This is a genomic window from Candidatus Saccharibacteria bacterium (assembly GCA_016789455.1).
GTDB lineage: Bacteria > Patescibacteriota > Saccharimonadia > Saccharimonadales > Saccharimonadaceae > CAIJKY01.
In genome coordinates this window covers 62,828-85,832 of the sequence record JAEUQU010000001.1, presented here as the reverse complement: position 1 = coordinate 85,832, position 23,005 = coordinate 62,828, and the positions used below count along the sequence as shown (strand labels likewise).

Sequence of the window (23,005 nt, the reverse complement as noted above, 5' to 3'; positions counted from 1 at the left end):
GACAGCACATGAGCCGGGAATTACTATTAGTGTCAGAACAGGATTGTTCCTGACTAAGACAATAACTAATTAGGGGGCATTACAAATGCTAAAAACACTTACAAAGAACCGAAAGGCCGGCTTCACTATCGTTGAGCTGCTGATCGTCATCGTAGTGATCGGTATCCTGGCTGCAATCGTCCTGAACACGTTCAGCGGTGTCCAGGCACGCGCACGCAACACCGAGCGCCAGACTGACATCAAGGGCCTTTCAAGCCAGCTGGAGGCATTCGCTGTCGACCCGGCAAACGCCAACCCGGGCAACTACCCGCTTGGTTCATCCTTGGTGGGTGCGACACCTGCAGCCGTACAGCTTGTCCTCAAGGGTATCGACGCCAACGCTATCCAGGCTCCTGGTGGCAACGCCAACTCGCTCATCACTGGTACTAGCCCAACTACTTCGCAGTACGGCTACAACCCATACATCGCCGGTGGTACCACTCCTTGTGCTGCTGCCAACAACTGTGGCAAGTTCGTCCTGAACTGGAACGAAGAAGCCGTCAACGGCTCAGGCGGCGGCCAGAAGACCAAGGACAGCCTGAACCAGTAGTCTCACTACGGCTAAGGCCAAACTCGGGGAGGCTCCAGATATACTGGAGCCTTTTCGTTACTGTGACGGAGGCAATAGGGCATGGTCTGCATAAAAAGTAGGGAAAAGCCTTAAATGTCATAGTACTGCACGCGTTTTGGTATATAATAAGCATAATGATTATGTGGGCCTATGAGTCAGCTATTTTTTAAAGAAAAACCATTGATCGGACTGGATATATCGCAATCGAGCGCGAAGTTCATTGGCCTGTCCCCAAAGAGTGGTAATGTCAGCTCGTATGGCTACATCGAGCTTGATCAGGCACGGATGCAAAACGTCCAGGAAATAGAAGCCCATCTTAAGACCCAGCTGAATGAGATGCTCAATAAGCATTCTATCGGCCGGCTGCCAAGCCGCCACGTAGCGGTCAGTGTGCCAACTTACCGGACCTTTACCCGCAGTATCAGCTTGCCGCGGGCTGCCGAGGACGACCTGCTGAGTGCCATCCACCTTGAGGCCGAGCAATACATCCCGGTCAGTATCAATGAGCTCTACATTGACCATGAGGTCATCGAGAAACGCGACGACACCATAGAGGCCTTGATGTCGGCCGTACCCAAGCTGTATGTCGATGCTACTATGTCCGCCTGCACCTCCATCGGACTGACACCAGTACTGGTGGAGCCGGGCATCATGGCCGTCGCCCGCCTTATCCGCCGGGCCGAAGGCGGTGAGCTGCCAACGGTCATCCTGGACGTCGGAGCTGATTCGACTGATATTGCCATCCTGGACAAATCCATCCGTGTCACCGGCTCTGTCGACGTCGGCGGCCACACCATGACACAGGCCATCATGAAGGCTGCCAAAGTTACTCGCGAAGCGGCGCATGTGCTGCGTACCCAAAGCGGCCTGAACCTTGGCCCCAAGCAGACCCTCATCCGCAAATCGCTCGAACCATCACTCGACAGGATTATTTCCGAAACCAAGAAGGTCATGCGCTACTACACCGAGCGGCTTGGCAGCAAGAATAAGATCGAGCAGCTGATCATCGTCGGCGGTGGCTCTAACATGCCCGGCCTGGGTGATTACTTTACCGAGAACATGGTCATCGCCTCCCGCGTGGCCAGCCCATGGCAGATTTTGGACTTCGGTAAGCTCAAGCCGATTCCCAAACAGCTACAGCCACGCTTCATCACCGCCATCGGTCTGGGCATGGTCGACCATAGGGAGGTCTGGCAATGATCAACCTGCTGCCGCCCGAGGTCAAGCGCGAGTTCCGTGCCGGCCGGGTCAATACACTGCTTATCAAATATCTCATTACCATGGCTGTGGCGGCCGTGGCCATCATGGCTGTCTTCGGCGTCTCACTCATCCTGAACGAACGCAACAAGGCCGATTACACACTGCTGCGGCAGGACAGCGAAAAGCAGCTGGGCAAGCTTAACGAGATCAAAGCCCAGGTGCAGCAGTTCAACGCCAATGTCGACCGCGTCAAAGGCATCTATAGCAAAGAGCTCATCCTGAGCAATGCCGTCGTCAGCATCTCCAAGGCTTTGCCGCCCGGCGCCATCATTGGCACCATCTCGCTTGACGCCGCCCAGATAGATAAGCCCCTGTCGCTGACCATCCAGACCGACAGCTTCAACAAGGGTGCAATCGTCAAGGAGAACTTCGAGATATCCGGTGTCTTCAAGGATATAAAGCTTGGTGGCATCACCGGTGATCCCCGCACCTCGACCGGCCAGTACCCATACACCGTGAACATTACTGCCACGCTCAAGCCTGAGGCGTTGAAATCGCAGGCAGCTACCCCACCGGAAGGAGGCGCACAGCCATGACCGCCCGCAAACTGATGTATGTCCTGCTTGGCCTGCTCGGCCTTATGTTTGTCGGCACGGGCGCAGGTATGTATTATATGCATGGTCTGGTCCGTGAGAGCATTACTGCTACCAACCGCATCCGTATCGATGCCGAGGTCAACGATAAGGCCCAGGAAAGCCTGGCGGCCGTCCAAAACTCTTTCAACGACCCCGAAGTTCAAAAGCTGAGCGAGTATATGAAGCAGGTGATTCCTCCGGCAGAGTACAAATCGCAGTTTGTGGCTGATGTCTATAAATATGCCGAGGATTCCGGTGTCAGCCTGAGCGGTGTCACCTTTGACGAATCAACTACTGGCGCATCACCGGCCCCTGCCGGCGCCCAGGCCATCCCGATGTCCATCGCGTTCGGCAGCGACCTGACCTACAATGGTTTCACCGAGTTCGTAAAAAAGCTCGAGAACAATCTGCAGCACGTCGAGGTCAAATCACTGAACATGCAGCCGGATGCCACCGACCCGGGCAGACTGTCATCGGCCTCATTAAAAGTAGAACTTTACACGGAAAAATAGGCAATGAAACTCGAAGGCTCAGCATCATCACAGGAAAGCATCAAGAAGGCCAAGGCAGCGCTTGGCAAGGTTGCTAAGCCGCTGAAGCGCCAGCTGTTCTTCATCTTCGTATTGGTGCTGTTGGGGGCGCTGGCGTTTACCGTCTACACGACCGCCACGTTGTTCTCAGAAGACGACGAAGCCTACCGGCAGCAAAAGCAGACTGAGCTGACCGGAGCGACCATCAAGAAGGACCCGGACGTCATAAAGAAGATTGAGCAGCTGCAGACGGCCGACACCGAGAAGATCGACCCCAATTTCGACCCCACCCGCGACAATCCTTTCGAAGAATAACAGCGAAAAACGCTGCGCCAGTGTCGTACGTCAACCGCAGTTGACGCACGCATGACAAACGGCATAACAAAAAACGGTGCATCAAGCGCCGTTTCTGCATGGCCGGACACCTTCGTCCGGCTACTTGATGTTCTGCGAGATGCTGCTGATGGGTCCGAGCACGCTGATGGCGATAACACCCACCATGCCGCCCATCATGACAATCATGACCGGCTCGATGATGCCGCTGATGCCATCGATGGCCACGTTGACCTCTTCTTCGTAAAAGTCGGCGACCTTGACCAGGACGGTATCAGTCTGGCCGGTTTCTTCACCCACGGCCAGCATCTGCGGCACGATGGCGGGGAAGAGCGGATTGTTCTGCAGGCAGTCGGACAGCTGCTTGCCATTCTGCACCTGCTTGGCAGCTTCCTCGAGCGACTTCTCATAGCTGCGGTTACCAATGGCGCGGCCGGTTACCTTGAGGGCTTCAAGCACGCTGACACCGGCGCCCATCAGTGAGGCGAAGGTGCGGGCAAAGCGGGCCACGGCGACCTTCTTGATGATAGTACCCAGCGCCGGCACCTTAAGAATGAGGGCATGGAACTGCTCCTTACCCTGTTTGGTCGAAATGTAGCGCTTCAGCACGATGACACCGGCGATGACACCGGCAAAGACGAAGTACCAGTAGGCCTGCAGGAAATCACTGATGCTCAACATGGCCTGGGTCAGGGCCGGCAGTTCGGCATCGGGACCGCCCAGGTCCTTGATGATGCCGCCGATCTTGGGCACGACGAACAGCATCAGCACGAAGAACGAGCCGATGGTAATGCCGATCAGCACCATCGGATACGTCATGGCACCCTTGACCTTCTTACGGATGGTGGCGTTGCGCTCCTGCTGTGAAGCGACACGCTTAAGGATGTCATCGAGAATACCGGCAGCCTCGCCGGCGCGGACCATGTTGACGTAGACGTCGTTAAAGACCTTGGGGTGCTTGCCCAGGGCGTCACCCAGTGACATACCGCCTTGGACATCCTTGACGACATCGGCCAAGGTGGTTTTGAGAGCAGCGCTTTCGGACTGGGCCTGCAGGGTGCCAAGCGCCTTTAGCAGCGGCACGCCGGCGCTGACCATGGTGCTGAGCTGACGGGTGAAGACCACCAGGGCGTCACTCTTGACGCGGCCGGCACCAAGGATGTTGATATTCATGTTCTTCTTGCTGCCCGAGGCGATGGTCAGCGTCAAGGGACGCATCTTGTCCTTGTAGAGGACGTTGAGCGCGGTGTTGCGGTCGACGGCCTCGATAGTGCCGGTGACGGTCTTGCCGGCAGGATTGACAGCTTTGTAGTTGAAGTGTGCCATTATTCTCTCGTTACCCTTAAGATTTCTTCAATACTGGTTTCGCCGCGCAGCGACTTGATAAACCCATCCACCTGCATGGTGGTCATGCCTTCAGCAATGGCGGTGCGCTGGATTTCTTCACTGGTGCCGCTGCCGACGATCAGGCGCTGGACGTTGTTGGAATTGGTCAGGACTTCGTAAATGCCCATCCGGCCTTTGTAGCCGGTCTTGTTGCAGTTGTCGCAGCCACCGGTGCGGGCTTTCCAGAGGCTCTGGATGCCGGACTCGGTGGTGCTCATGTTCTTTTCTTCGACACCGATCTTCTCCTTGGCGGCCCGGGCCTCCAAGGCGTGGAGGCGGGCGAAGGCGGCGGCATCAGTCAGATGGAAGATGCTGCTGATCTCAGCGATTTCCTCAGGGGAGGGCGCGTGCTGTTCGCGGCAGTTGGTGCACAGGCGGCGCACCAGGCGCTGGCCGATGACGGCGCGGACGGTCGAGGCAATCAGGAAGGGCTCGATGCCCATGTCCAGCAGACGCGGCAGACAGGTGGCGGCGTTGTTGGTGTGCAGCGTACTGAAGACCAGGTGGCCGGTCAGGGCGGCCTGCACGGCCAGGTTGGCCGTTTCGCCGTCACGGATCTCACCGACCATGATGATATTGGGGTCCTGACGCAGCAGGGCGCGGAGGCCGGCGACGAAGGTCATGCCAGCCTTGGGGTTGACCTGGGTCTGGTTGGCACCGACGATCTTGTACTCGACCGGGTCTTCGACGGTAGAGATGTTGACCTCGGGGCGGTTGAGGATGGTTAAGGCGCTGAAGAGGCTGGTGGACTTGCCGGAACCGGTCGGGCCGGTGACCAGCACCATGCCGTGCGGCTGCACCAGCGCCTTGTTGACTTCTTCGAGGTCGCGGCCCCAGTAGCCGAGGCTTTCCAGCGACAGGGCGCGGTTACTCTCATCAAGGATACGCATGACCACCTTCTCGCCGTCGGAGATGGGCAGGGTGCTGACACGCAGGGCGTACTTCTTGCCGGCGACAGTAATCTTAAAGCGGCCGTCCTGCGGCACGCGCCGTTCGTCAATCTTGAGGGCGGCCAGAATCTTGATGCGGCTGATAAGCGCATTGACGACATGGGCCGGCAGGCGGTTAGCCTCTTTCAGGACGCCGTCGATACGGTAGCGGACCTGCAGGTAGTCTTCGCGCGGCTCCAGGTGGATGTCCGAGGCGCCGGAACGGATAGCGTATTCCAAGAGCAGATTGACGGTCTGGGCGACTGGCGAATTCTCGGAGACATCTTCTTCCTTGACGGCTTGGTCGGCGTTGGCCGGGCCGTCTTTTTGGGCCTGTACCTCGATGACCTTGTCAATCTGGGAGGAGACTTCTTCGCGGTAGTTCTCCAGTGTCATCAGGATGTCTTCACGGGTGGCCATGAAGAGCTTGAACTTGCTGCCGATGTATTTTTGCAGGAAGTTGATGGCCTGGACGTCCTCGGGGTCTTCCATGGCCAGCTGGGCGGCACCGTCGGCGACGCTGAAGACGACAGCATTATACTGCCGGGCGATACGCTCTGGAATCAGGCTAAGCGTGCCTTTGGTGACGGTGTTGGGCTCCAGGGCGGTGAAGGGGACTTCAAGGTAGGCGGCGTAGAGCTTGGTCAGTTCCTTTTCGCCGACGATGCTGCGCTTCAGGACGACATCAAGCAGCGGACGATTCAGCTTCTTGGCTTCTTCAGCCAAGGGTGCCAGCTTCTCGTCGGTGATCTTCCCAGTCTGCTGGAGCAGCTTTACTAGTGTTTCGTCAGCGATTCTCATTTGTGTTATTTCGTCGGATACCGGTAGTGATCCACAGTGTATACGTTTGCTTCTAGCATAACCGCAATAGGATGAAATGTACAGGCGATTTATGAAAACTGGTATACTGGTGGGCGATATGCATACGGTCCATACTGTGACGATCGCCACCGGTGATGCGATGGAGGCATTCGGGCGCCAACTCGGCGTCCTGCTTCGGGGTGGCGAGGTCTTTGCGCTGAACGGCGACGTCGGCACGGGCAAGACAACCATGACCAAGGGCTTGGCTGCTGGCATGGGCATCACGGAAGTGGTGCAAAGCCCGACCTTTACCATCGAGCGGCTATATGACGCACCGGAGCAGCGCCAGCTCGCCCATTACGATTTTTACCGTCTGGCTGATGCCGGCATCATGCGGGCTGAGCTTGAAGAGGCGCTAACCACGCCTGGCAACGTGGTGGTGATTGAGTGGAATGAGATTATCCGTGACGTGCTGCCGGAAAGCGGCACTATCATCTGCGACTTTGCCTACGATGGCGAGACCGGACGCCGACTGACCGTCACCGTGCCGGAACGTTTTGACTACCTGCTGCCTGTACTGAAAAAGGAGACGACCTAAATGATACTTGCACTGCGTACCGACGCCGCTGCTGCCAACCTGACACTGCTTGATGAACAGGGCAAGGTGGCGAATGAATCGTTTGATGAACTGGGGCGGCAGATGGCGCGCGAGCTGCCGGGGAGGATCGCTGCACTGCTTGCCCAGGCCGGCCTGGCGCTGGGCGACCTGAGCGGTGTGATCTTTTATGCCGGGCCGGGCAGTTTTACCGGCCTGCGCATCGGTGCTGCTACCGCCAACGCACTGGCGTACGGCCAGCAGGTGCCGGTAGTGGCGACCCGCGGTGATAACTGGCTCAGTGACGGCGTGGCCCGGCTGCAGGCTGGCGACACCGACCGGACGGCCCTGCCGTTCTACGGCGCCGAAGCCAGGGTGACGCAACCGCGTAAATAAAGTACAATGACACTGAGGGCGCTTGCGTCACTTGCTTTACATATCTTTTTAAGGCCAGTCAATACAGCAGCGGCCTCTCTGCAATCCGTATGACGACCCAGTCATACCTGTTTCGTTCACATCACCCTCTACGACACTGTCTTTAATCATAAAACCATCGCACTACTGAGAAGTGCGAGCAGTGCCGTCGTTAAAAAGAAAGGAACCGTATGGACCCACTGATAAGCAGCGTCATTGCTGTAATTGTCGGTGTCGGCGCCGGCGCGGGCGGTGCAATAGCGCTCGAGCGACGAAAACGCTCGGCTGCTGGCAGCCGCGCAGACCGGCTTGTTGCTGATGCCGAAAAAAAGGCTAAGAAGATTGAGCTGGACGCCGCCGACAAAGCGCTGCGCATCGCTGACGAGGCCAAGAAGGAAGAGCGGCAGCGCCGTGACGAGATCACCAAGATTGAGCGCCGCATCATTGATCGCGAAAGCAACCTCGACCGCAAACTCGAGGAACTGGACAAGCGCGCCGAAAACCTGCGCAAGGCCGAAGATGAAGTGGAGGGGCTTAAAGAAGAAATCCGCGACATCCGCAGCAAGCAACAGGAGAAGCTGGAAAAGATCGCCAAGCTTTCCAAGGGCGAAGCTGCCGATAAGCTGATGGCCATGACGGAGCGCGACATCAAGCATGACCTGGTCGGCCTGGTGAACAAGATGCGGCGCGATGCCCAGGATGATGCCGAAGAGAAGGCGCAGGTCATCCTGGTCAGCGCTATGGAGCGCATGGCGTCTGAAGTGACTGCCGAACGCACCGTCACTGCCCTCAAGCTTGAGGACGAGGAGATGAAGGGCCGCATCATCGGCAAGGAAGGCCGCAATATCCAGGCTATCCAACGTGCTACCGGCGTGGATGTGCTGGTGGATGACACCCCGGGCATGGTAGTACTTTCCAGCTTCGACCCGATCCGCCGCCAGGTGGCCCGTGTGACCCTTGAGATGCTGATGAAGGATGGGCGCATTCACCCCGGACGCATCGAAGAAGTGGTTGAGAAAGCCCGCCGCCAGATCGATAAGGAAGTGGAGCGCGCCGGCGAGGACGCCGCACGGGAAGTCGGCGTGACCGGCATCCCGCGTGAACTGCTGCGCCTGCTCGGTGAGCTGAAGTATCGCACCAGCTATGGCCAGAACGTCCTGAAGCACAGCACCGAGATGGCGCATGTGGCTGGGCTAATCGCCAGCGAGCTGGGCGCGGATGTCCGGACCGTCAAGTATGCCGCACTGCTGCACGACATCGGCAAGGCCGTCACCCACAAGGTAGAGGGTAAGCACCACCACATCGGTGCCGAGCTGGCCCGCAAGTACGGTGTACCGGAGAAGATTTCTCACGCCATCGAAGCCCACCATGATGATGTTGAAGCTACAACACCAGAAGCACTGGTCATCCGTGTGGTGGACGCCCTGTCGGCCGCCCGCCCAGGTGCCCGCAACATCAGCGCCGAGAACTTTGCCGAGCGCATGCGTGAGCTGGAGAACATTGCCAACAGCTTCCCGGGCATCGACAAGTCATATGCCATCAGCGCCGGCCGCGAGGTGCGCGTGATGGTCAAGCCGCGTGAAATCGACGACCTGTCCGCCATCAAGCTGGCCCGTGACATCGCCAACAAGATTGAAAGCAGCATGCAGTACCCTGGCACCATCAAGGTCAGCGTCATCCGTGAGACGCGGGCGATCGAATTCGCCAAATAGCACTAGCCCAATAACTGCCAGCTCTATATAATAGGGCTATATGGCAGAATTGAACTACAACGACGTCCAACGAATCGTCAACGACAGCACAAACCCGGTCAAAAACACGCTCAGCGATATCCGTAACAGCTTGCAGGAGCTGCGTACCCAGGTTGCCAACATGTCGCGCGATACCGATGATGTCCAGCGTGTCCGACAGCACGTCGAAGAGGCCAAGCCGCGTGTCGACAGCACGCACCAGAACGTTCAGGAACTGCAACAACAGACCCAGCAGATGCAACAGCAGGTACAGGGCTTGCAGCAGCAGATCCAGGCGCTACAACAACAGATGCAGCAAGTGCAGCAGGCTGTGGTCGGCGCCCAGCGCGGCGCCCAGATGGCTGACTACACGGCACAGCAGATGGCTGATCTGCGTAACCGCTTCCAGACCGTCGAACAATTCGCCCAGCAGATGAGCGCCTATATGCAGCAGGTCCGCCAACGCGAGATAGAAGACGACGGCTATCAGCGCATCAGCGGCTAGTCTCACTATTGCACACTCATATTAAATCTTCGTGAAATCCCCCACCTCTGGTATTCTCGCGTCTCCTATGATATAAACAATTGAGTATATCAATAGATATAAAAGTCCGGGGTGTGGCGCAGTTGGTAGCGCGCGCGGTTTGGGACCGCGAGGCCGAAGGTTCGAGTCCTTTCACCCCGACCATTTAAGACAACCTTACTTTCAAGAGCCGTTTTGAACGGCTCTTTTAAGATATAAGACACTACTTTTTCTTCGTCTACGACTAGGTTTAAAAAGATTAACTGCACAAGGTGGTCTTTTGCCACCGTGTCGGCCGCTTCCACCTTACGACCAACGTCTTTTGCTAGGTTTAAAAATTGCTCAATGCTTAGCACGTCGCGCTCAGGGTCTACTTCGTAAGCTTTGAGTTCGGCGATTTGCTTCTTCAAGTCGGCTTCATCACTTACGAGAGTGGTTAGCTGCTCGTCATTGACCTGCCATATACGGCTTTCTTTATCGTAATTTATAATCTTCTTGCTCAGCTCGTCGATGCGCCGCTTTGTTGCTTTTAGCGCACCTTGCTTGCTGTTTAACTCAGTCTTGATTTGTAGTCGTTCATTGTCGGCTTCGGCCACCAAGCCATCTCGGTATGTTTGGTAATCTTTTTCAGTAAAGTTCAGGCCGCCTTTAAGCAAATCATATATGTAACTGAATATGACGTTGGCTCTAATAGACTTTTTGGCTCGCGTGCAGTCCTCATTTGCGCAACGGAAGTATAAGTAGCGCGTACCCGCCCGCGATTTAGATGCGGCCGGTATCATCGTGTGCTCACACAGCGCACATTTAACAAGACCGCGTAGCGGATAGAATGTTTTACGTCGGTTATCTACCAAAGGTATCCTCAGCGCTCTGCTGAGCCGCTGCACTTCATCCCATTCATCCTTGCTGACTGCTGGCTGAAAGTCGTACGCTTCACAAAGGTCTACGGTTTTATTGGTCTGGCTCAGCAAGCCGTAGTAGAAAGAGTCCTTAAACATTTCGCTCAGGATTTGGTACGTCATCTTCACGGTTTGGCCATATTTCTTCGACTTTTTGCTTTTAATTTTTCGGCCGTAACCTTGCTCGTTTAGGTACTCAGCAATTTCGCGCAGTCCTACGCCGTCTTTGCGTAGTTGCCATGCCTCAACAACCCATTCATAGTTCTTGCCGTCGGGCACATAAATACCTTCCTCGGTACGCACATAACCGTGCTTGGCCGCACCTGACGATTTGCCCTCCATCAATCCGCGCCGGTGGCCACGCTTTACATTCTGCGATAAGTTAGCCGAGTAGTAAGTAGAGAGTGTAAATTGAATGCCCAAGAGCATTCGCCCACTTGCATCGTTGGTAAAGTAGTGTGTGACAAACCGGAGGTCTTTGATGTGTCGATTGTCTAATAGCCCGAATATCAGGCCGCTGTCTTGCATATTTCGCGCCAGTCGGTCAGGGTGCCACGCCATAATGCCATCCACTTTGCCCGCCTCTAAGTCTGCCAATAAATCGTAAAAGCGGTTGCGTTTTGGGTTGTTAGGTATCTTTGCTGAACCGTCATCCCTGTAATAAGGCTTTGCGAGCTTCACGCCAAGTTTGGCTGCCAGGTCTTCGCATTCGGCTATTTGGTCATCGACAGAGCGCTGCTGGCGCTCTTTATCATCAGTAGATTTACGCACATAAAGGGCGTATCTGAGTTGAGTCATATCTAATTGAGGCTCGTCTTGCATCTGAGTATATTATACCATTTTCACCCCTGTTATAGGAGGATGCGGCCACCATTATTATCACTTATCGTGGTTGCGTTTAGTTTAGCCAGCGGACTACTTAAGTCAATCCTTTGCAGTATTACAACTAGCTCAATGAGCATTTTGGCTCTATCTGTTATGATTGGTTTTTGTTTTGTACGCGAAAAGTTTGCCAAAGCGTCATAGTGACCCTTCCTGTCCGTTCCCGTCCGGCTCACGTTGGAGGCGGGTTACACACTTGTCTTCAAGCGGACTGCGGTTGATGAAAACTTTTTTCGCGTATAGCGTCTACTGCACATAGTGTAACAAGCGGGGTATACAAGAGCAACGAAATATTGTAAAGCATAAACACTAACCCGGTGTTTACTTACCGGAAGCTGCTATAATTGCCGCTATGAATGATAGACCTATAACAACTCTTTTTATGCTTATGTCCCTTGATGGCAAAATATCAACAGGTTCCAGCGATGACCGTGATTTTGATAAGGACTTACAAGGAGTTAATGGCGTAAAAGAGGGTTTGCAGCAGTATTACGATTTAGAGCAAGAAACTGACCTCTGTTCACTTAATACGGGGCGTGTATTGGCAAAGGTAGGATGGAATGACGACAAAACAGAGATTGAAAAAATCCCCGTAGACTTCGTGGTTATCGATAGCAAGCCGCACTTGACCGAGCGCGGAGTCCTGAACCTTTTGAAGCGGACAAATAAACTATATATTGTTACGACCAACAAATTGCATCCTGCCGCAGGCTTGAGCGACCCCAATCTTGAACTAATAGCTTACGATGACGATATAGATTTTGCCGACCTATTTGCAAAATTAAAGGCAAAAGGTATTGAAAAAATGACTATCCAGTCCGGCAGTGAGCTAAATGCCGAACTTGCACGGAGCGGGCTTATTGATTTTGTCTCTTTGGTAGTTGCTCCATTGCTCGTGGGCGGCAAGGACACGGCAACGCTTATTGGCGGCAAGTCGCTTGCAACGGACGATGATTTGAAACTGCTTAAGCCACTAACATTGCAAAGCGCTCAAACTCTTAGCAGCTCATATCTCCACCTTCGATATAAAGTTGAGAATGGGCAGACTGCAAAGCAAAACTAGGACACATAGCAGATAGCGTCTGTTTGGGACTCTCGGTTGCTTGCAATACAATTAGGGTATGGAAATCAAGGTAAAAGCGGCTGTATTTCGTAGTTTGCGACTCAATAGAAGTTTCGATATTGAGCGCCTGAGCCGTGATACGGGTATTGCTGTTGATGAACTTGAGCAATATGACCAGCAAGATAGTAGTATCGATATGGTAACACTAGAAAAACTTGCTAAAGCCTATAAGAAGCGCTGGACTATATTTTTATTGCAGGTTCCCGAACAGGCTCCTAAGCACGGCAACGATAACCGCTCCCGCCATAACAGGACAGAAGTCTTAGATATTGACCTGCTCAACGCGCTGGATGCAGCAGAGTATATTATCGAGTCAGGCGCAGAGTTAGCAAGTGGGAGTGGTGTAGAATTACCTAACCCTACTGCTGATTTATCCCGAAACCCTGAACTATTTGCCCAGCAATTTAGGGAAGGTCTGAAGCCTAACGAGGTTAAACTACAAAGCCTTACGGATGACTTTGGCCCCCTGCGATTCTGGAAGGACTTATTAACTGAGCGTGGTCTGTATATATCAGAGATGGGCTGGGAAACAAAGAGTGTCCGAGCTTTTTCAATCATCAAGAAAAGCCGCGCCATTATTGTACTTAGCACCAAAGAAGAACCTCAGCCTCGACTCTTCTCTCTGTTGCACGAACTCTGTCACGTTATACATAAACAAAGTGGTATCTGTGATTTGCACGATGATGCAGACGACGTTGAAGCGCTCTGTAATCGCTTCGCGGCCGCATTCCTAATGCCTGAAAATAAGTTCCGTCAAGCAGCCAATGAACTTGGCGTCCTAGTAGGCAGTATGCCTTCAGGTGAACAAGTTAAGCGTTTGCGCAAGTTATTCGGTGTCAGCAGGCTTGCAGCTTACCGACGCCTGCATACGTTGGGCTACATATCTAAGCAGCAGTACGAAACAATCCAGGGCGAATATAGCGATGACTATGAAAAACCTGAAGAGCATAAGAAGAAAAGCAAAGGCGGCGATTATTACCGTAATAAACTCGCTAACAATAGTAAGCGGTTTACAGTAGAAGCTTTCGACGCCTATGCAGATGGTCGGATAGGTTCACGGACATTGTCGCGTATGTTGGGTATTTCGGTAAAAAATTTACAAGAATTTAAAACTCGGGTGGGGAACGGTAGTGGAATTGCATTATGACCCGCCCCGCCACTTCTAGTTTACTGGCTAATCTAGCTACGCATTGTATTGATACCAATGTGTTCTTCAATTTTTGGAAGCTAGGGCCTGATGAGCCTTATGGTAAAGATGTCTTTAAAACACAATGGGAAATTATCGAAAAGAAGATTGAGACGGGTGAGATTATTGCACCTATGGCGGTTCACGACGAAATAATGAAGGGTAAGGAAAAAGACGACCCGCTTAAAGCCTGGGCTAAGCAGCACGAGTATATGTTCGTAGAGCTAGACGATGACCAGGTGGCTGCCATGGGGCCTATTGTAACTGAGTACCCCATATATAACGATTTGCAGCGCGGCAGTTATGCCGACCTTTGCGTTGTTGCTCTGGGAAAAGCACGCGGGCTAACAGTAATTACATCAGAGCGTGAAACCGTAGCTATCAGCAAGAAAAACCCTCGGATACCTAACGTATGCAGCAACCAGGGTGTAAAGCGAACATCCGTAATAGACCTGTTCCGCCAAGAAGGTCGCACGTTCTAGTTAGTCCAATACACTCTGAATATTCAGCTGTACGGCTGTTACGCTTGTCGGGGCAAACATATGGTAATGCTTCATCATCATATCTATTGCGCGTAGTTTATTATGGGTAGTCTCGTTGCGGTCATCAATAATTTGTGCGAGTTTCGCCAGTAAATCCGCTGGCTCAAAGGTTACATTTTGTCCGATAGTTTCCGATAACCACGCTGGTCGTAAGTGCGTTAGATTACGCGCCGTCTGCTCGGAATACCCTGCACGCACGGCCGAACTGTAGCAGTTACTAAATGTGGGGCTGTCAGCATTCAGATAGTATTCCATAAATCTCTGTTGGCGTGGTGCAAGGGGCGAGAGGGTTCCTTTGGGGCTTACCCCCGCCTGTTTCTGCATATCGTTTGCTTTCATTTTTTCGATTCCTGTTACTTGCAATTAGGTTTAATACATCAGTGGTAGATGATAGCTAATATACATAGAGAGGGTTCTTATCTACGAACTCACTACTGTTAGAGTCAATGGTCACTAGGATAGGCTCGGTCATTTCGCGGTAAGCTATTGTGTCCCATGCCTCGCGTAAGGAGTGCAGTAAACCCGCAAAGTCCGGTTCAATCTTGTTCGCCTTTGCGCGACCAAGAAAATAGCTTAGGCATTCATGTCTAAGCTATTTTCTTGTTTGAGCATGGGAAAAGACTCGAACCGATAGGCGGAACGTCCAGTGGACGTTCCGTATGCAATGCTTGGCCGAGCGGGTGAGCTGAAGTGAAACAGAAGCGAACGTAGAGCGAGCAAAACAAGATCGAGTCCTTTCTCCCACTCTGCAAAAAGTAAAATATAATCTTAGCCGTTTGTAGTTTGACTGTAATAACAAAAATATTTTATATAGAATAAATATCCTTTTTAAGTTCAGCTATTCTATTTTCAAGCCTCTCTGTATCTAGGCCTAGTTGTCTGTAAAAGGTTAATATCTCGTAGTGAAATGCAGAATGACTGCAGTTATCCAAAAGATCATTTAATAGAATGAGGTAACCATTCTTTTCGTCTTCATACATCTTTTCATATGCCATTCTAAAATTATACGCTTTTCCAGCTTTGGTAAATTCTTTGTCAAAAACGTATGCCATTAGTCGTGCTCTGTATGTAGGGGATAATAAATTATACTCAGCATTAAGTAGCCTTTTAATTAGTGGATAACCCCTGTTCTTTAAACAGCTGACATCTTGATCTATCGCCTCAAAAGCTCTATATGCAAATTCATTCACTTTTGTAGCATCTTTCTTTGAGTTTGGTTCTTGAAAAATATCGTTAATATCAAAGGAGCGATATGTGTAAAGCTCATCAAGAGTACGCCTTGCGACTTTTTGTTGGTTAAAGTTTAACCCTATCTGAGCCAGTTTTCGCGAGGCAAGTTGAATGATTGAATGACCGACTGCATCACTGGGAACAAAAATAATTTGATCGTCAGCGTAGCGGAAGTAACTGGCGCCATGCTGCTTGGTCAGTTCGTTCATGAATAGGTCATAGTCTTGTAAATAATAGTTAGCCAGCAAGCGGGAGCAGTCGCCAAACGCATCTTGTGGAATTCCCACGCTTCTTTTCTGGTAATGGGTTACTAATCGATTGCTGTAGCCGAGGAAATACATGAGCAGGTCTAAAATTCCTGACTCTGAATAGTCGGCATCTTGTCTAATTTTGTTCTCCAATATGGAAAGCTGAATATTGTCATAGTAATTGGCGATGTCTAGCTCAAATACGACTTGGCGTGGGTTGTTGGAATCTTGAATTTCTTTAATTTTTCCGTATAGCCTAGCGTTAAAATCGCCATAGTATTTACTCCATGCAGCTGGATTGTAAGAGTATGTGAGGCTGTATTCATCGCCCGGATCTTCAAAATCCTCCAAGTTTCTTAATTTGCCACCCATTGACCATCCGCCGTAGGTGCCTTTAATCCTGTTCTTTGCGAGTACGTGCTCCAGTTTGCGGACGCAATAATAGTAAACACTATAGTCTTCGAGGTTAAATATGGGTATTTGGCGGGCTACGCTAAATCCTTTGTCTGCCTCTTTTACTGTCAATGGCAGGCTAGGAAAGTACTCATGATGCTTTAACTTTTTCGCCAGCTCCAATAAAAACGGCTTCCTTTGTTTTCTAGTTGCATGAACTCTCAAATCATTAATTACTCGCCAAAACTTTTTATCAACAACTTGCTCTATATCATCAAACATTGCGTGCTATTATACGATACATCTATTGCATATTAAAAAATCCGCGACCTAGGGGAGAAAATCTACTTCAGCCAGGACCCTCCCAACCTACTTAACCCTAGGTCACGTCCCAGCCAGGCTACCCGCCTGAACTGGTGTTGTCGCCGGACCCGCCGGTGCGCCGTCGCCTCTTGTACTCGAGGTACAGCCCTGCCACCACGAAGGAGATAAGGAACCCGCCCATCGAGGTGAACTGCGCACCGAAGGGGTGTCCCATCCAGGCCAGGATCAGCGAGATGGAGATCGACAACAGCGTGAAGGCGACGAGTCCGATGAGTGCCCGTTCTCCGGGCCCCATGGCGCGCCACCAGATACGTACGGTCGTTCTTTGCATGGGCGCATGCCCCTTTCGCTTTGTGTGCCGTGCGGGCACAAGTGGTCACGACCGCCATATAATAGCATGTTTCCTTAGTCTGGCAATGTGAGCATGACCACACCGCCATGCTATAGTAATTGCAGATGAAAACACTAAAACTGCAAATCGCCGTCTCGCTGGCGGCCATCGTCCTTGTATCCGGTATAATCTTGGCTTTTGCTTATGCCGCAGGCGTCACCAAAAGCATTGAAGCAGAAGACGCCACGCCCAACGGCACCAGCGTACAAAACGATCCATCGGCCTCAGCCAGCAAAGCACTGTCATTCATGGGTGCGGCCCCGCCGGTCGCCCAGGGCTGCGCTACTAACGGCACCGGCGGCACGCTGACCGACGCCACGGACCAAAGCTATTCCGGCAGCGCCGGCACTGCCCAGTATCACCTCTTTGGCCAAGGCCTGCCGACCGACAAACCACTCGGCCTGATGCTGCAGTTCCACGGCGACGGCGCCGAAGAGTTTGACAACCTGCGCGAGGGCACACTGGAGGGCTACGCCGAGCAGGCCAAGCAGCGCGAAATGCTGCTGATTGCCATCCGCACGCCCGATAGCGGCACGGTCACCTGGTGGGAAGACGGCGGCACTAATGCCGAATGGGTCCGCGACTTCCTCGAAAATGAAATTTACCCCAAATACAACATCAACCGCAGCAACGCCTGGCTTATCGGCTACTCCGGCGGCTCGGTATTTATCACCTCGTTTTTGGTGCACGGCCACTCCGACCTGTTCTGTGGCGGCGGTTCCATCGCCTTTGGCGGCGGTGGCCGGCCGTATAGCGGTCAGGGCGCGGCGCAGTCACAAGAGTTCATCAATTCCTTCACTATGAAGTGGTATACCGGCCAGGAGGATGTCGCAGCTAACGCGTCCGACGGCTACGACGCCCTGTCTGACGCAAAAGAGGGTGAAGCGTATTATCGGGAAAAAGGTTTTGAGACGTCAATTGAGACGCCGGCGGGCATTGACCATTACTCTATACCGTTCGTCGAAGTAGTGACCCGGCTGTTGCCCCAATAGCCCTACTCTAAAGACAACACATACCCCTCACAGATGTCCGCCAGCTCTACGGCATGCGTGTATTGGATGACGTGCGGCCCGTCATTCAGTCTGACTGGCGTGAACCGGGGGTTACTGCGGCAAAGATAATCCAACCAGCGGTCCGAAGTGATAGGATCACGGCCGCCCCGCACGATCAGTCCCGGCAACGGGCAGTGCCGGATGGATTGCTCAAGCCGATCCCGCATCATAAAGCTTGAAGTGCGCAGGTAGCGCGCCAGGCCAAACTGCAGGTAATCACCAAAAGCTATCAGGTTGACCCGCAAAGGCTCGCGTAGCCCATCGCAAAGCAGGCTATATGCTTGCAGGAGACGATTGCGCCGGTAGCGGTTGACGGTGGGTGACAGCAATATGATGCCGCCATGCAGGCGCGGTGCCAGCTCAATGGCTTTGGCGGCAATCTGGCAGCCCATGGAATGACCGACGAGAATGGGCCGGCTGATGTGCTGGTGATGTACGAAAGCATTTACCACCGTGGCCAGCTGTCTTATGTCGAGCGCCCGCGCCGGCTTGGGCGTGTCGCCATGCCCCGGCAGATCAAGTACGTATACCGTGTGGTGCCGTGCCAGCTTCAGTGCAAGCGGCATGAAGTATCGGCCGGATACCCCGATGCCATGGATAAGAATAAAACTGCGTCCGCCGGGCCGGGCCGGCTTTAGTGTGCGGACATCGATATGATAGGGCGCGCCGGATGTGGGGATGGTCAGGCGTGTAGTAGTAAAAGTCGGTTTCACGGTTGTTTATAAAAGAGTGAGCCTGCAGCATTCACCAGGGAAGTGTGCACTGCAGGCTCGGAGTTAGGGTGGGGTGGGTAGGGTGTTAGTCTACTAGCTTACGCTAGGGGGATTAGACTTTGGTCGGGTGACCATGGCCGCGGAACGCCTTGACGATAGCCAGTAGGATGACTGAGCCAAGGATGGCGACGATCAGGCTAGTGAGGTTGAATCCCTCAACGGTGTTGCCGGTCAGCGTACGGACCAGGAAGCCACCGAGGAAGGCACCGATGATACCAACCACGATGTTGGCAACGGCACCCATCTGAGCGTCAGTGCCCATAATCTTGGAAGCGACCCAGCCAGCTAGTGCACCGAATAGAATCCATAACACGATATCTAGCAACATATCTTTCCTCCTTACGTTGTTTACAACCCTATAATGCCGGTATTGGGCATAAGTGGCTGTAATATTTTTTATAAGGGAAAAATAATTGTGGCGTCACCTCTGTTGAAAGGTGCGTCAGTGTTAGAATAATCACTCAAAAACCAGTGTTAATTGGTCCAACTTTGCCAGTTATTGCCGCCCAGAAGCCCCCAATGGTTGATGTACCCGGGTGCCGTGGCATCTACATTGAGCAGCGGGCAGAGGGAGGCATTGGTATTGGTCCAGCTGGTGGTCTGCTTCAGGCCGGATGCACTGGAGTAATAATGTCCGCGCTTGCCTGCCTTGCTCCAGCCGCCGATAGAGAAGCGCTCATTGGCGCCGCCCGTGATAGTGCAATAAATCATGCCGTTGACAGTGCCGTCGTAGGCGTCCTTGGTAAAAGATAGTTTGAGGCCGGCCAGTTCGCTGGCGGTATTGGGGTAATAGCCGTTCTCGGCATGGAAGGCTTTGATTTTCTGGGCGGCATTACGCACATCGCTCTGAATGGCTGATTCATAACCACGCTCGCGCGCACTGGCAAAAGTATTGAGGACTATGGCGCCCAGGATGCCGATGACCACGATGACGATAAGCAGCTCCACGATGGTGAAGCCGGCCCGACTGGCGGCGTGTGCGGGGGTAAAATGTGTCATTTTTTGGAATTGCATCATAACTAAAAAAGCATGCTTCGCTGCTACAACCCTTATACTTTTTATTTTCCGGACATGTACGTCGGATTTACCTGAACCATACTACCAAGCCTCACAATAAACGCAAGAGTTACTTCATTAAATGTTAATTTTACAAGCAGCCGTACGCTATATTTGCACTTTATGCATAAGCGTTGTTATAATGCCTGTGACCAACACGTCACACAAAAAACTAACAAGCGGTGGGCAGAGGAAATTCAATGATTACATCTCTATTTTCGGTTGCCGCCCGCGCCGCGGCTCTTATTGCGGTTGCCGCCGTCGCCCAGCTACTTGTTCCTGCCGGCACTGCCGCCGCGGCCACGCCAGCCGCGCCAAGCCAGCCTCCAGCCACGCAAAACCAGAACCAAGGCCACATTCAAAACCCGGCCTCACAGGCCACCTACCGCTACACTGCTCAAGCTGGAGACTCGTACCACACCCTGGCCCGCAAGGCTGCCCAGACCTACGGCCTGACGCAGAAGATCGAGGTCGGCAAAGCCGGCATTATCTTTGTAGAGACCAACCTGGCCCAGGCGGCCGGTTCGCCCGCCGTCAGCGAGGGCCAGACCGTCGAGTTCAGCCTCGCCTCCCTGAAGCAGTGGATGGACGCCGCCAAAAACCTCAGCGCCGAAGACAAAGCCGCCTGGGAGAGCTACGTCGGCTTGGTAGACTTTAACACGAGCCAGGTGGGGCGTGCCTAGCCACTCCCGCTTACTGATACCGCGGCAACCAGCGCTCGACCAGCGCTGGTTTGACCGTTTGTTGCCCTTGGTGGGCGCGGCGGGGGAGATATACGAGCCGATGTTGCCGCCGCCCGCCCAGCTGCGGACCCTGCGCCAGCAGTTCGAGGCGGCAGACTATGACGCGGACGTAAATCTGCGGGTGCACCTGCAGGATATGGAGCGCTACCGCATACAGCGTAGCGACCTGGAAAGCCTGAAATACGAAATTGCCGGTGACGAGCCGGACGAGCTGGTGAAAGAGGTGTATATCCGGCGCATCGATGAGCTGATCCTTAACCTTGACCTGCTGCTGGCGGCCGCGGCGCACGACAATGACACCTATCATGCCATCAACGATACACTGTTCGGCATGCCGGACAGGCGGTTGTTCGCGGCTGCGGCCGACTGGCTGCATTTCACCATGACCGGCTTGAGTGGGCACGATAATGCAGCAGTGCAGAAGGCTGCACGCCATGCCCTGACGTTGCTGCCACAAGTACCACCCGGCGGACCGGGCCGCGAAGCCTTGCTGCCCGATGAGACGCTGTTCCAGCGGGTGCGTGCCGTGCATTTCCAAGAGGACGGCTACTTTGACCAGTTACTGGCGGGAGTGGAATTGCCTGCGGCGGGCGAGATTGAGCGGGAGCAGGGGGACATAGTGGTCCGTCAGATTCTGCGTAACTTGGGCGCGGATTTCACCATCGGTGATGCAGTCAGCCGCTACTGGTCTATGAGTTACGAAACGCTGACGATCCTAAGGCCGGAAATCTACAGCTACGACGTGGTCATGTTCCGTGGCGTCATCGCGCACGAGCTTGGCAGCCATCTGTTGGAACGCCTCAACGGCATGCGTCAGCCGCTGCGCCTGCTGGCCGTGGGCTTGGACGGCTACGAGATGGCCAATGAGGGCCGGGCATACCTGCGTGAACAGATACAGTTTGCCAGCATTAATGAGGCGTCGCGCCAGGTGACCTGGGAAAACATCATTCTCCGCCATTTCGGTGTCAGCCTGGCCATGGGGTTGGACGGCAGCAAGTGGACGTTCAGCCAGCTGTACCGGCTATTGCACGCCCTGTTCCATGCCTGGGAACTCTCCCGCCATCCTGATGATAAAAAGGCTGCCGAGCATTACGCCCACGATTTAGCCTGGGCCCTGACCATCCGCCTGCTCAACGGCACCGACGGCCGTGGCGGCGCCTACCGCAAAGACACCTGCTACCTGATGGCCAACACCGGCTATTGGCGCCTGGCCGCCGAAGACGTAGAGCATATTTTCCGCGGCGACGGCGGCAAGTTCAACCCGTTTGACCCGCGCCATCAGCAGTGGCTGGCGGAACTGGACCGGCGCTACGGCGTGAGTAAGAGTCAGTTGGGCTTACTGCGGAATGACGCGCTGGACCCAGCGCAGCCGCAATAACCCCCAGACCACCAGCACAATGAGGGTGGCTAGCAGCGTATTGAAGAAGAAATTATCAGTCACCGGCACCAGGCCTTGGACGATGATCAGCACCAGGCCGTGCAAAATATAGGCCGTCAGTGATCGCGTGCCAAAGGGGAGGAGCAGCCAGGCCAGCCAGCGCTTGATGAACGGCACCAGCTTGTGGAAGAGCATCAGCAGCCCCAGGAACCATAGATAGGAAAGCAATATGCGCCCTATGGTCAGCGGGTCACGCAGGAAGATCGCGTCAATCCAGAAGCGTTCGGCCACGTACTGCTCGCGCGTCATGATGTGATACTGGTGTTCAACGAAGAACCAGCCGAGCGTCCAAAAAGCAGCCATAAGTAGCGTCAATCCAAAAGCCGTGAAGATGCCGATGGTCAGCCGGCGCTGCGTGGGCTTGGCGAGCCTGCCGAACCAGCCCCGGATAGTGTCCAGGTGGAACCCCGCGATGGCCGGCACGAAGAACAGCAGCTGCCACTGCATCCAGTCCACATTGGCAAACTGCCCCCAGAACCAGATACCGAGCGAAAGCAGCAATACCAGCCACTCCTGCCGCTTACGGAACAGCCAGACAGCCAGCGGCGCGATCAGCAGCATTATCCAGTACAGCTTAAGGAAGTACGACCAGCCGGCGGCGTAGTTCTGCAGCAGTACCTGCTTGAGCGGCTCCCAGATGTCGCCCGGCGTGAACGGCATGTTGGGCCGCAGCGTATCCGAAATGTTGGTATACCAGATGGTGATGATGAACAGCAGGCTCAGCAGCACTGACCAGAGGTAGAGGATGGCGGCGCGCTTCCAGAGCGTCACGGTAATTTCACGCAGCGGCTTGCGCAGGTTCTTATGGCCGCGGATGTAGCCGATGAGGAAGCCGGAGATGATGAAGAAGCCTTCGGCAGCCGAGGCCCACAGCGCCCCGCGCCCCGTGAAGAACTCGTAGATGTTGGGCCAGCGGTTCAGATGATCGACGATGATGACGAATATGAAAAAACCGCGCAGATAATCAAGGGCAATAATGCGCTCCGCTTTGGCGGCCGCTTGAGCGATTTTCTCAGGCATACTGCCTATAGTGTAGCAA

24 protein-coding genes, 1 tRNA gene and 2 pseudogenes are annotated in these 23,005 nt (G+C 53.8%); 16 read left to right on the top strand and 11 right to left on the bottom strand.

Annotated features, from left to right (window positions below; all coding sequences use genetic code 11):
* Window positions 1–85: 85 nt before the first annotated feature.
* From JNJ66_00480 to JNJ66_00460, 5 genes are all read left to right on the top strand, one after another.
* Window positions 86–589: a prepilin-type N-terminal cleavage/methylation domain-containing protein gene (locus tag JNJ66_00480; protein MBL8158913.1), complete on the top strand. Its 504-nt coding sequence runs from the start codon at window positions 86–88 to the stop codon at window positions 587–589.
* A 171-nt stretch (window positions 590–760) separates the two neighbouring features.
* Window positions 761–1,810, top strand: a complete 1,050-nt coding sequence (pilM, locus tag JNJ66_00475; GenBank protein MBL8158912.1) for a type IV pilus assembly protein PilM — start codon at window positions 761–763, stop codon at window positions 1,808–1,810.
* Window positions 1,807–2,406 (top strand): hypothetical protein, encoded by a 600-nt coding sequence (locus tag JNJ66_00470; GenBank protein ID MBL8158911.1) that lies wholly within the window; start codon window positions 1,807–1,809, stop codon window positions 2,404–2,406. Before pilM ends, JNJ66_00470 begins: the two co-directional genes overlap by 4 nt.
* Window positions 2,403–2,957, top strand: a complete 555-nt coding sequence (locus JNJ66_00465; protein MBL8158910.1) for a hypothetical protein — start codon at window positions 2,403–2,405, stop codon at window positions 2,955–2,957. Before JNJ66_00470 ends, JNJ66_00465 begins: the two co-directional genes overlap by 4 nt.
* Before the next feature lie 3 nt (window positions 2,958–2,960).
* On the top strand, window positions 2,961–3,290 hold the full coding sequence (locus tag JNJ66_00460; GenBank protein ID MBL8158909.1) for a hypothetical protein: 330 nt from the start codon (window positions 2,961–2,963) through the stop codon (window positions 3,288–3,290).
* Between the two features lie 120 nt (window positions 3,291–3,410).
* On the opposite strand, the gene JNJ66_00455 is transcribed toward JNJ66_00460, so the two are convergent.
* Both JNJ66_00455 and JNJ66_00450 read right to left on the bottom strand, forming a co-directional pair.
* Window positions 3,411–4,634: a type II secretion system F family protein gene (locus tag JNJ66_00455; protein ID MBL8158908.1), complete on the bottom strand. Its 1,224-nt coding sequence runs from the start codon at window positions 4,632–4,634 to the stop codon at window positions 3,411–3,413.
* Window positions 4,634–6,424 carry a type II/IV secretion system protein gene (locus tag JNJ66_00450; protein MBL8158907.1) on the bottom strand — a complete coding sequence of 597 codons (1,791 nt, stop codon included), beginning with the start codon at window positions 6,422–6,424 and terminating at the stop codon, window positions 4,634–4,636. Before JNJ66_00450 ends, JNJ66_00455 begins: the two co-directional genes overlap by 1 nt.
* Before the next feature lie 91 nt (window positions 6,425–6,515).
* Between JNJ66_00450 and tsaE the strand changes: the two genes are divergently transcribed.
* From tsaE to JNJ66_00425, 5 genes are all read left to right on the top strand, one after another.
* Window positions 6,516–7,022, top strand: coding sequence for a tRNA (adenosine(37)-N6)-threonylcarbamoyltransferase complex ATPase subunit type 1 TsaE (tsaE, locus tag JNJ66_00445; GenBank protein MBL8158906.1), 507 nt, complete (start codon window positions 6,516–6,518; stop codon window positions 7,020–7,022).
* Window positions 7,023–7,415, top strand: a complete 393-nt coding sequence (gene tsaB / locus JNJ66_00440) for a tRNA (adenosine(37)-N6)-threonylcarbamoyltransferase complex dimerization subunit type 1 TsaB (protein ID MBL8158905.1) — start codon at window positions 7,023–7,025, stop codon at window positions 7,413–7,415.
* 209 nt (window positions 7,416–7,624) lie between these two features.
* Entirely contained in the window at window positions 7,625–9,145 is a 1,521-nt protein-coding gene (gene rny, locus JNJ66_00435) for a ribonuclease Y (protein ID MBL8158904.1), read from the top strand.
* Window positions 9,146–9,185: 40 nt separating this feature from the next.
* Entirely contained in the window at window positions 9,186–9,668 is a 483-nt protein-coding gene (locus tag JNJ66_00430) for a hypothetical protein (GenBank protein MBL8158903.1), read from the top strand.
* 107 nt (window positions 9,669–9,775) lie between these two features.
* Window positions 9,776–9,851 (top strand) — tRNA-Pro (locus JNJ66_00425).
* A 485-nt stretch (window positions 9,852–10,336) separates the two neighbouring features.
* Here JNJ66_00425 and JNJ66_00420 read toward each other — a convergent pair.
* Together JNJ66_00420 and JNJ66_00415 are read right to left on the bottom strand one after the other, a co-directional pair.
* Window positions 10,337–10,468, bottom strand: a pseudogene (locus JNJ66_00420) (hypothetical protein).
* A 447-nt stretch (window positions 10,469–10,915) separates the two neighbouring features.
* A pseudogene (locus JNJ66_00415) lies at window positions 10,916–11,407 on the bottom strand (recombinase family protein).
* Between the two features lie 412 nt (window positions 11,408–11,819).
* Here JNJ66_00415 and JNJ66_00410 point away from each other — a divergent pair.
* The 3 genes from JNJ66_00410 to JNJ66_00400 are packed head-to-tail and all read left to right on the top strand — an operon-like array spanning window position 11,820 to window position 14,258.
* Complete coding sequence (locus JNJ66_00410; GenBank protein MBL8158902.1) at window positions 11,820–12,530, top strand: dihydrofolate reductase family protein; 711 nt, start codon at window positions 11,820–11,822, stop codon at window positions 12,528–12,530.
* Window positions 12,531–12,588: 58 nt separating this feature from the next.
* Window positions 12,589–13,737, top strand: coding sequence for an ImmA/IrrE family metallo-endopeptidase (locus JNJ66_00405; protein MBL8158901.1), 1,149 nt, complete (start codon window positions 12,589–12,591; stop codon window positions 13,735–13,737).
* Window positions 13,734–14,258, top strand: a complete 525-nt coding sequence (locus JNJ66_00400; GenBank protein ID MBL8158900.1) for a DUF4411 family protein — start codon at window positions 13,734–13,736, stop codon at window positions 14,256–14,258. The genes JNJ66_00405 and JNJ66_00400 overlap by 4 nt, the downstream gene beginning before the upstream one ends.
* Here JNJ66_00400 and JNJ66_00395 read toward each other — a convergent pair whose 3' ends face one another.
* The 3 genes from JNJ66_00395 to JNJ66_00385 all read right to left on the bottom strand — a co-directional run bounded on the left by JNJ66_00395 (window position 14,259) and on the right by JNJ66_00385 (window position 16,844).
* The gene (locus tag JNJ66_00395; protein ID MBL8158899.1) at window positions 14,259–14,657 is read right to left on the bottom strand and encodes a hypothetical protein; all 399 of its coding nucleotides are present in this window, start codon (window positions 14,655–14,657) and stop codon (window positions 14,259–14,261) included.
* A 467-nt stretch (window positions 14,658–15,124) separates the two neighbouring features.
* On the bottom strand, window positions 15,125–16,471 hold the full coding sequence (locus JNJ66_00390; protein MBL8158898.1) for an RNA-directed DNA polymerase: 1,347 nt from the start codon (window positions 16,469–16,471) through the stop codon (window positions 15,125–15,127).
* 118 nt (window positions 16,472–16,589) lie between these two features.
* The gene (locus tag JNJ66_00385; protein ID MBL8158897.1) at window positions 16,590–16,844 is read right to left on the bottom strand and encodes a hypothetical protein; all 255 of its coding nucleotides are present in this window, start codon (window positions 16,842–16,844) and stop codon (window positions 16,590–16,592) included.
* A gap of 125 nt (window positions 16,845–16,969) precedes the next feature.
* On the opposite strand from JNJ66_00385, the gene JNJ66_00380 reads away from it, so the two are divergent.
* The gene (locus tag JNJ66_00380; protein MBL8158896.1) at window positions 16,970–17,896 is read left to right on the top strand and encodes a hypothetical protein; all 927 of its coding nucleotides are present in this window, start codon (window positions 16,970–16,972) and stop codon (window positions 17,894–17,896) included.
* A gap of 2 nt (window positions 17,897–17,898) precedes the next feature.
* On the opposite strand, the gene JNJ66_00375 is transcribed toward JNJ66_00380, so the two are convergent.
* The 3 genes from JNJ66_00375 to JNJ66_00365 form a co-directional block, all read right to left on the bottom strand.
* Complete coding sequence (locus tag JNJ66_00375; GenBank protein MBL8158895.1) at window positions 17,899–18,669, bottom strand: alpha/beta fold hydrolase; 771 nt, start codon at window positions 18,667–18,669, stop codon at window positions 17,899–17,901.
* A 112-nt stretch (window positions 18,670–18,781) separates the two neighbouring features.
* Complete coding sequence (locus tag JNJ66_00370) at window positions 18,782–19,057, bottom strand: GlsB/YeaQ/YmgE family stress response membrane protein (GenBank protein MBL8158894.1); 276 nt, start codon at window positions 19,055–19,057, stop codon at window positions 18,782–18,784.
* 146 nt (window positions 19,058–19,203) lie between these two features.
* The gene (locus JNJ66_00365) at window positions 19,204–19,728 is read right to left on the bottom strand and encodes a prepilin-type N-terminal cleavage/methylation domain-containing protein (protein ID MBL8158893.1); all 525 of its coding nucleotides are present in this window, start codon (window positions 19,726–19,728) and stop codon (window positions 19,204–19,206) included.
* Window positions 19,729–19,985: 257 nt separating this feature from the next.
* Between JNJ66_00365 and JNJ66_00360 the strand changes: the two genes are divergently transcribed.
* Complete coding sequence (locus tag JNJ66_00360) at window positions 19,986–20,468, top strand: hypothetical protein (protein MBL8158892.1); 483 nt, start codon at window positions 19,986–19,988, stop codon at window positions 20,466–20,468.
* Window positions 20,461–21,906 (top strand): DUF1704 domain-containing protein, encoded by a 1,446-nt coding sequence (locus JNJ66_00355; GenBank protein ID MBL8158891.1) that lies wholly within the window; start codon window positions 20,461–20,463, stop codon window positions 21,904–21,906. Before JNJ66_00360 ends, JNJ66_00355 begins: the two co-directional genes overlap by 8 nt.
* Here the strand turns inward: JNJ66_00355 and opgC are convergent.
* Complete coding sequence (opgC, locus tag JNJ66_00350; GenBank protein MBL8158890.1) at window positions 21,865–22,986, bottom strand: OpgC domain-containing protein; 1,122 nt, start codon at window positions 22,984–22,986, stop codon at window positions 21,865–21,867. The two genes, JNJ66_00355 and opgC, sit on opposite strands and share 42 nt — an antisense overlap.
* Window positions 22,987–23,005: the final 19 nt, after the last annotated feature.

Excerpts from the sequence above, each read along its gene's own strand:
- JNJ66_00410 (MBL8158902.1), top strand. The coding sequence starts at position 11,820 with ATGAATGATAGACCTATAACAACTCTTTTTATGCTTATGTCCCTTGAT.
- JNJ66_00450 (MBL8158907.1), bottom strand. The coding sequence starts at position 6,424 with ATGAGAATCGCTGACGAAACACTAGTAAAGCTGCTCCAGCAGACTGGG.
- JNJ66_00430 (MBL8158903.1), top strand. The coding sequence starts at position 9,186 with ATGGCAGAATTGAACTACAACGACGTCCAACGAATCGTCAACGACAGC.
- JNJ66_00465 (MBL8158910.1), top strand. The coding sequence starts at position 2,403 with ATGACCGCCCGCAAACTGATGTATGTCCTGCTTGGCCTGCTCGGCCTT.
- JNJ66_00400 (MBL8158900.1), top strand. The coding sequence starts at position 13,734 with ATGACCCGCCCCGCCACTTCTAGTTTACTGGCTAATCTAGCTACGCAT.
- JNJ66_00390 (MBL8158898.1), bottom strand. The coding sequence starts at position 16,471 with ATGTTTGATGATATAGAGCAAGTTGTTGATAAAAAGTTTTGGCGAGTA.
- JNJ66_00480 (MBL8158913.1), top strand. The coding sequence starts at position 86 with ATGCTAAAAACACTTACAAAGAACCGAAAGGCCGGCTTCACTATCGTT.
- JNJ66_00405 (MBL8158901.1), top strand. The coding sequence starts at position 12,589 with ATGGAAATCAAGGTAAAAGCGGCTGTATTTCGTAGTTTGCGACTCAAT.
- pilM (MBL8158912.1), top strand. The coding sequence starts at position 761 with ATGAGTCAGCTATTTTTTAAAGAAAAACCATTGATCGGACTGGATATA.
- rny (MBL8158904.1), top strand. The coding sequence starts at position 7,625 with ATGGACCCACTGATAAGCAGCGTCATTGCTGTAATTGTCGGTGTCGGC.
- JNJ66_00380 (MBL8158896.1), top strand. The coding sequence starts at position 16,970 with ATGAAAACACTAAAACTGCAAATCGCCGTCTCGCTGGCGGCCATCGTC.
- tsaE (MBL8158906.1), top strand. The coding sequence starts at position 6,516 with ATGAAAACTGGTATACTGGTGGGCGATATGCATACGGTCCATACTGTG.
- JNJ66_00385 (MBL8158897.1), bottom strand. The coding sequence starts at position 16,844 with ATGCAAAGAACGACCGTACGTATCTGGTGGCGCGCCATGGGGCCCGGA.
- JNJ66_00365 (MBL8158893.1), bottom strand. The coding sequence starts at position 19,728 with ATGACACATTTTACCCCCGCACACGCCGCCAGTCGGGCCGGCTTCACC.
- tsaB (MBL8158905.1), top strand. The coding sequence starts at position 7,023 with ATGATACTTGCACTGCGTACCGACGCCGCTGCTGCCAACCTGACACTG.
- JNJ66_00460 (MBL8158909.1), top strand. The coding sequence starts at position 2,961 with ATGAAACTCGAAGGCTCAGCATCATCACAGGAAAGCATCAAGAAGGCC.
- JNJ66_00370 (MBL8158894.1), bottom strand. The coding sequence starts at position 19,057 with ATGTTGCTAGATATCGTGTTATGGATTCTATTCGGTGCACTAGCTGGC.
- JNJ66_00470 (MBL8158911.1), top strand. The coding sequence starts at position 1,807 with ATGATCAACCTGCTGCCGCCCGAGGTCAAGCGCGAGTTCCGTGCCGGC.
- JNJ66_00395 (MBL8158899.1), bottom strand. The coding sequence starts at position 14,657 with ATGAAAGCAAACGATATGCAGAAACAGGCGGGGGTAAGCCCCAAAGGA.
- JNJ66_00360 (MBL8158892.1), top strand. The coding sequence starts at position 19,986 with ATGATTACATCTCTATTTTCGGTTGCCGCCCGCGCCGCGGCTCTTATT.
- opgC (MBL8158890.1), bottom strand. The coding sequence starts at position 22,986 with ATGCCTGAGAAAATCGCTCAAGCGGCCGCCAAAGCGGAGCGCATTATT.
- JNJ66_00455 (MBL8158908.1), bottom strand. The coding sequence starts at position 4,634 with ATGGCACACTTCAACTACAAAGCTGTCAATCCTGCCGGCAAGACCGTC.